Annotated in this window: 4 protein-coding genes and 1 pseudogene; 1 reads left to right on the top strand and 4 read right to left on the bottom strand. The window is 29.9% G+C overall.

The annotated features are described in order from the left end of the window. Window positions 1–83: 83 nt before the first annotated feature. The 3 genes from QNK89_RS01715 to QNK89_RS01725 all read right to left on the bottom strand — a co-directional run bounded on the left by QNK89_RS01715 (window position 84) and on the right by QNK89_RS01725 (window position 4,497). A complete protein-coding gene (locus QNK89_RS01715) occupies window positions 84–2,927 on the bottom strand; it encodes a pitrilysin family protein (protein ID WP_340169251.1) in 2,844 nt (947 codons plus the stop codon). A gap of 11 nt (window positions 2,928–2,938) precedes the next feature. Continuing rightward, window positions 2,939–3,607 (bottom strand): DUF2461 domain-containing protein, encoded by a 669-nt coding sequence (locus tag QNK89_RS01720; protein WP_340169252.1) that lies wholly within the window; start codon window positions 3,605–3,607, stop codon window positions 2,939–2,941. Between the two features lie 113 nt (window positions 3,608–3,720). Further along, complete coding sequence (locus tag QNK89_RS01725) at window positions 3,721–4,497, bottom strand: tRNA pseudouridine(38-40) synthase TruA (protein ID WP_340169253.1); 777 nt, start codon at window positions 4,495–4,497, stop codon at window positions 3,721–3,723. 174 nt (window positions 4,498–4,671) lie between these two features. Between QNK89_RS01725 and QNK89_RS01730 the strand changes: the two genes are divergently transcribed. Then, window positions 4,672–4,914, top strand: a complete 243-nt coding sequence (locus QNK89_RS01730) for a hypothetical protein (RefSeq protein ID WP_340169254.1) — start codon at window positions 4,672–4,674, stop codon at window positions 4,912–4,914. Window positions 4,915–5,546: 632 nt separating this feature from the next. Here the strand turns inward: QNK89_RS01730 and QNK89_RS01735 are convergent. Beyond that, window positions 5,547–5,974 (bottom strand): annotated as a pseudogene (locus QNK89_RS01735) (SPFH domain-containing protein); the annotation flags it as partial.

A 5,974-nucleotide genomic window follows, 5' to 3' on the forward strand; every position in this document is an offset into this window, starting at 1 on the left:
CTGCTTTTGTAGAAGTTTAACACTATTCTTAATACAGAAAAAAGCCACAATTTTTAATAAAATTGTGGCTTTTGATTTAAAATTTAATTCTTTAATTGTTTTTTATTACCAAAAATATCTAATTCAACAACTGTTTTACCTAACTTTTTAACCTCTTCAAACTGATTTTTTTTATCTCCAACAACCACATAAATCATGTCGTCTTCGTTTAAGTAAGTCTCGATAATAGATTTGTAATCTAAAAGTTTCATGTTAACCAATTCTTCTTGATTTTTTACTAAAAAGTCTTCGGCCTTATTATATTTACTCATTTCTCTAAGCATTCCTAGTTTTGCTCCTAAACTTTCGAATGCTCGTGTTTGGCTTTTTAGAACTTTTGTTTTTGTTAGCTCTACTTCAGTTTCTGTAAAATTATTGGCATAGTTTTCTAACATATCCTGTATAATATCTAAAGACTTTAATGTAGCATTTGCTCTAACGCTAGATCTTACAGTAAATGGTGAAACTTCATTGTTAGAACTTATTGAAGAATATGCTCCATACGTATACCCTTTTCCTATACGAAGTGTTTGAAATAATTGACCGCTAGATCCACCTCCAATAATTTCGTTAGCAAAACTTAAATTATTAGCATCTTCATTTGTTTCTGATAAAGCTAGTTTTCCAATATAAAGTACAGACTGCTTAGCATCTGGAACATCTATAAAGTATAACGTATTTGCTTTATTTTGTTCTGGTATTGTATAATTACTAATTACAGTAGCTTCAGTTTTCCATGCATTTAAAACAGAAATTTGGTCTAAGGTTTGTGTTTCTGTTAACGCACCTGCTATGTGAAAATTAGCGTCTTTTGGAGACAATTTCAAGTAATACTCTTGTAAATCGTTTAAAGTAATCTTACTAACTGTTTTAAAATTTCCTGATGTTGGTACACCAAAAGAATGATTTTCTCCGTAAATTAATTTATTAAAGTTAGAAGATGCTATAAAGTTTGGGTTTGCTTCTCTTCCTTTTAAACTTGTTTCTAGCGCTTGCTTTAAGCGATTGTATTCTTTTTCTTCCCAACGTGGTTCTAAAATAATTTCTCTTACTAAGTCTATAGTTTTCTCAAAATTCTTAGCTAAACATGAACCTGCAATATGAAAATCTTCATTTGTAATGTACATTCTAATAGATGCTCCAAGCATTCCTATAGCCTCTTCAAGGTCTGCTGCAGATTTACTTCTTGTACCTTGCATTAACAAATCGCTTAATAGATTTGAAACTCCTGCTTTTTCTAATGGTTCCATTAATTGACCACCAGGAATTGTAATATCGAATTCTACTAAAGGAACTTCGTTGTTTTCTATACCTGTAACAGTCATACCATTTTCTAACTTTCCGTTCCAAACACTTGGAGATTTAAATAATGGTAATTCTCCAAAAGCTGGCTCACTTCTATTGTATTTACTTGGTGTTTTATCGTAAATAGCTTCTTCTCCTTGGCTTACTTCTTCGTTTGCAACATTCTTTTTAACTTCTTCTATCCAAACCTTAGCTTCTGTTGCATTGGCAATCGCTAAATTCAACTGCTTTTTTGGTACAACACTAGTCATTAAGTAGTTTTTCTCTTTTAAGTATTTATTATAAACACGCATAACGTCTTCAGCAGTTACAGCATTAGTTAGGTTAGCTGTTTGTGTAATGTAGCTTGGGTCTCCAATAAACTCATTGTCTTGAACCAATTGAAATGCTTTGTTTAAGACAGTACTTACACCACGATATAAATTAGTTTCTTGTTCTGCTTTTATACGTTTTAAATCTTTTGTGTTAACTCCATTGGTTTCAAATAAAGCTAAACCTTTATCTATCGCAACTTTTACACTATCTAAATCTATATTTTCGTTAGCTCTAACTCTAAACACAAATTCTCCAGCTAACTCACTACTTGATTGATAAGTTCCTATGTTAGGAGCTAATTTTTCTTCTTCAACAATAGCCTTATATAGAGGTGCTTTTTTGCTTCCGCTTAATAGTTGTCCTAAAATACCTAAAGCATAAGAATCTTTATGATACTCCTCTACCGTTGGAAAAACAATACGTAATTCTGGTAGTTTAGCAAAGTTATCTTCAAAATATAAAGATTTCTTAGTTTCTAATGTTACAGGTCTTGGTTCTAAAGGTTTTACTTCTGGTCCATTTGGTATTTCGCCAAACCATTTTTTTACTAAAGTTTTAGTTTCATCAATATCAATATCTCCTGCAATAACTAAAGACGCATTACTTGCGCCATAATATTGTTTATAAAACTTTTTTACATCGTCTAAAGTAGCTGCTTGTAAATCTGGCAGAGAACCAATAACCGTCCAGTTATAAGGATGCCCTTCTGGATATAAATTTTTTCTTATAATTTCGTTTGTATAACCGTAAGCTGCATTATCAACACGTTGACGCTTTTCGTTTTTAACTACTTGCTTTTCACGTTCTAATGCTTCTTCTGTTACAGTATTTATCATGTAACCAAAACGGTCTGAATCTATCCATAAAATTTTCTCGAAAGCATCTTTTGGAACTACTTCATAATACACAGTATAATCGTTAGATGTTCCGCCATTTCTACTTCCTCCCCATTCTGGTATCATTTTTCTGTTGGCACCAACAGGAGTGTTTTCAGAATCGTTAAAACTCATATGCTCAAAAAAGTGTGCAAAGCCTGTTTTTCCTGGTTCTTCACGATTTGAACCTACGTGCATTACAGTTGCAACTGCAACAATAGGATCACTTTTATCTACATGTAATATAACTTCTAGTCCATTTTCTAAAGTAAACTTCTCGTAATCAATTTTAAATTCTATGTTAACTACAGAATCTACTAGAGTCTGATTTTTTTCTGAACAAGAAAGCATAGCTGACAGTCCTATAATGGTAAATACAATTTTTTTTATCATTAGTGTTGGTTTTATATTAAAGATTCTCCGTTTAAATTAGTATTTAAAACATCACTCATATAATCAAAATATGGTCTAATGTCTTTAAAAGCTTTATCTATTTGTTCTAATATGTCTTTACTTTGCACTTCTTTATCTGTAAATTTTTTAGTGAAGATAAATTGTTTACGTCTTATTAAATCTATTGCCTTATGCTCTTTATCAAAGCCTTTTGGTGCTGTTTTTAAGGCATCTCCTTGTAAATCTTCCCAAACAGATTTAAATGTTTTATTTTCAATGATAGTTCTTATTTCATCATCGTCAATTTCAAATTCTTTACGAATACGCAATAAATCTTCTTTTGATGGATCCCAAAAGCCAGTAGCTACAAAACTCTCGTTGTTAGGCTGAATATGAAAATAATATCCACCTCTTAAATTAGGCTTTACACGATGAAAAGACCCACTAAAATGTGTTTTATAGGGCAATTTATTTTTAGAAAAACGAACATCTCGATAAATTCTAAATACTTTTACTTTATCCGTTTTATCGTGGACATTTAATTTTTCATTTATAGAATTGTAAAATACTTTAATGTCACTCTCTAGAGCTTTAAACGTTAACTTATTTTCGTTAAACCAATCTCTATTGTTATTTTTTTCTAATTGTTTTAAAAAATTAAAGACGTCTTTTGAAATCATGACCTATTTTTAAAAATGAATTTAAAGGTACAAAAAAAGTCTCAGCTCCAAGATTAGGAACTGAGACTTTTGTATTTATAATACTTGTAAATTAATCAATGGTTTTAACAACATTAATCGAATTGAAGACTCTTAAGTATTAAACCAGAAGCAGGAGCTATATAATCCATTTTTATAGTGTTTTCGGGTTCTAGAGACTTTTCTATATCGCTTAAAGTAAGTTTTCCTTTCCCTAAATCTATTAAAGCACCCATCATTAATCTAATCTGGTTTCTCATAAATCCTTTACCTCGAACTCTTAATAAATAGCTTTGTTTAGGAAAGAAATTTGCAGAATAAATAGTGTTTTCTACAATTTCACAAGTTAAAATTTCGCGATTATAAATTCCATTATCCGATGGTTTATAGCAGTACGTTTTTAGATAATGTTCTCCTTCAAATAGCTTTGCACCTTTTTTCATGATTTCTATATCCAAATCATCTAAAATAGTAGTTAGAATAGGAGCACAAAATGGGTGAAATTTATCTCCAAATGCAAACAAATAAAGGTATTCTTTAACTTTAGAGTTATTTATTATATTAAACTTAGCATCAACCTCTTTAATTGTTAAGGCTCTAATGTCTTGAGGTAAATTTGTGTTAAATAGCTTTAAAAAGGCCGCTTTATCTTCTATTGGTTCTCTTAAAAACAGCTCTATAGCTGCCGCTTCGGCAGATACCATTGCATCTGTTCTTCCAGAAGCTAAGCTTTTAAATCGCTTACCTTCAAGAATAAAGTTTAAAGTTCTATCAACCATTAAATGCAATGTTTTTACATCTGGTTGCTTTTGCCATCCGTGAAAACGGTAGCCTAAATATTGAATAGTTATGAGATAATAAAATTTCTTCAAAAAAGGTAGTTTAATAATTAGCTCGAAAATAACCTATAACTACCGTTTCACAAAATTTTTATAAATTGTATACTTAATAACTAACCAAAAATAAATATTATGACTGTAAATTCAAAACAAAAACCACCTATTTGGTTCTGGATAATCGCTGTTATTGGACTGATTTGAAACGGAATGGGAGTTAACCACTACCTACAACAAGCTTATAACAAAGAAAGTTTTAGAAACATGTATACTCAAGAGCAGATAGATATTGTTGCTAACGCACCTTCTTGGGTTACTGCTGTATTTGCAATTGCAGTATTTACAGGCTTTTTGGGCTTTCTATTTATATTGCTAAGAAAAAAAATAGGCTATTCTCTAATGTTATTATCTCTTTTAGCTGTTGTTGTGCAAATGAGTCATATTTTTAATTAATGGTCATGCTAGCAATATTGGCATGACAATAATGATTATAGTATTTGCCTTGCTTTTTGTTTTAATAGCTAGACTATTTAAAAAAAAGGGTTGGATATCTTAATTAACCAACAAAAAGATAAAAAAACATTAACTCAAAAATTACTGAGCTGATGCTTTTTTTATTAAATTTTTTATTATAATACAATTCTATTGAAAATAAAATACCCTTTTGATTCCTCTATAAAACATCATTTATTAATTGCTTTAGGTTTAGCAATTTGGATTTTTATACTTTACAGAGCATCTGGATGTTAATGAATTAAGAGATAATGAGAAGTTTCTGTTTTTATTTGGCTATGCAATTTTAAGCTTACTCATTTTATTTTTTGTTTTTGTTGGAGTAAATCATTCTTTGGAAAGACTCCCTAAATTTTAGGAATAAAAAAATCCGTTTGATTTACTCAAACGGATTTTAAATATGTTGATTTTATTCAACACATTATTTCATCGCTCGAGTGCAAATATAGTAATGATGATGTAATTGAATAAAATTTATTTGTATTTTGATATATACAAATATTCATAAAAAAAATTAATAACACCAAATCAAATGGTGTAAAATTAAAAACTTTATGATTTTATTAATTAATCTATTGGTTACCTAAAATAATTGGCATTCCACTGTCTCCAGAACCAATAACAATAACTTTACTGTTTGGAGACTCTGCCAGTTTAACCGTTGCCTCAATACCTTTGTCTTGAAGAATTTTATCTGTTAAAGATGCGCTTAAAATACGGTTAGATTCTGCTTTTCCTCTTGCGTCAATAATTACTTTTTCTGCTTCTTTTTGGGCTGTTACAAGTCTAAATTCATATTCTAAAGATTCTTGCTCTTGCTTTAGTTTACGTTCAATTGCTTCTTTAATAGTATTTGGTAAAGTTACATCTCTAACTAAAACCTCGTTAAGTTGAACGTATTGCTTTGCTAAAATTGTTTTTGTTTCAGCAAATATTTCATCTTGTATAGCATCACGCTTACTTGAGTATTATTGTTCTGGTGTATAACGTCCAACTACAC

Origin of the sequence: Lacinutrix sp., assembly GCF_037625555.1 — a bacterium.
Classification (GTDB): domain Bacteria; phylum Bacteroidota; class Bacteroidia; order Flavobacteriales; family Flavobacteriaceae; genus Lacinutrix.

Excerpts from the sequence above, each read along its gene's own strand:
- QNK89_RS01715 (WP_340169251.1), bottom strand. The coding sequence starts at position 2,927 with ATGATAAAAAAAATTGTATTTACCATTATAGGACTGTCAGCTATGCTT.
- QNK89_RS01720 (WP_340169252.1), bottom strand. The coding sequence starts at position 3,607 with ATGATTTCAAAAGACGTCTTTAATTTTTTAAAACAATTAGAAAAAAAT.
- QNK89_RS01730 (WP_340169254.1), top strand. The coding sequence starts at position 4,672 with ATGGGAGTTAACCACTACCTACAACAAGCTTATAACAAAGAAAGTTTT.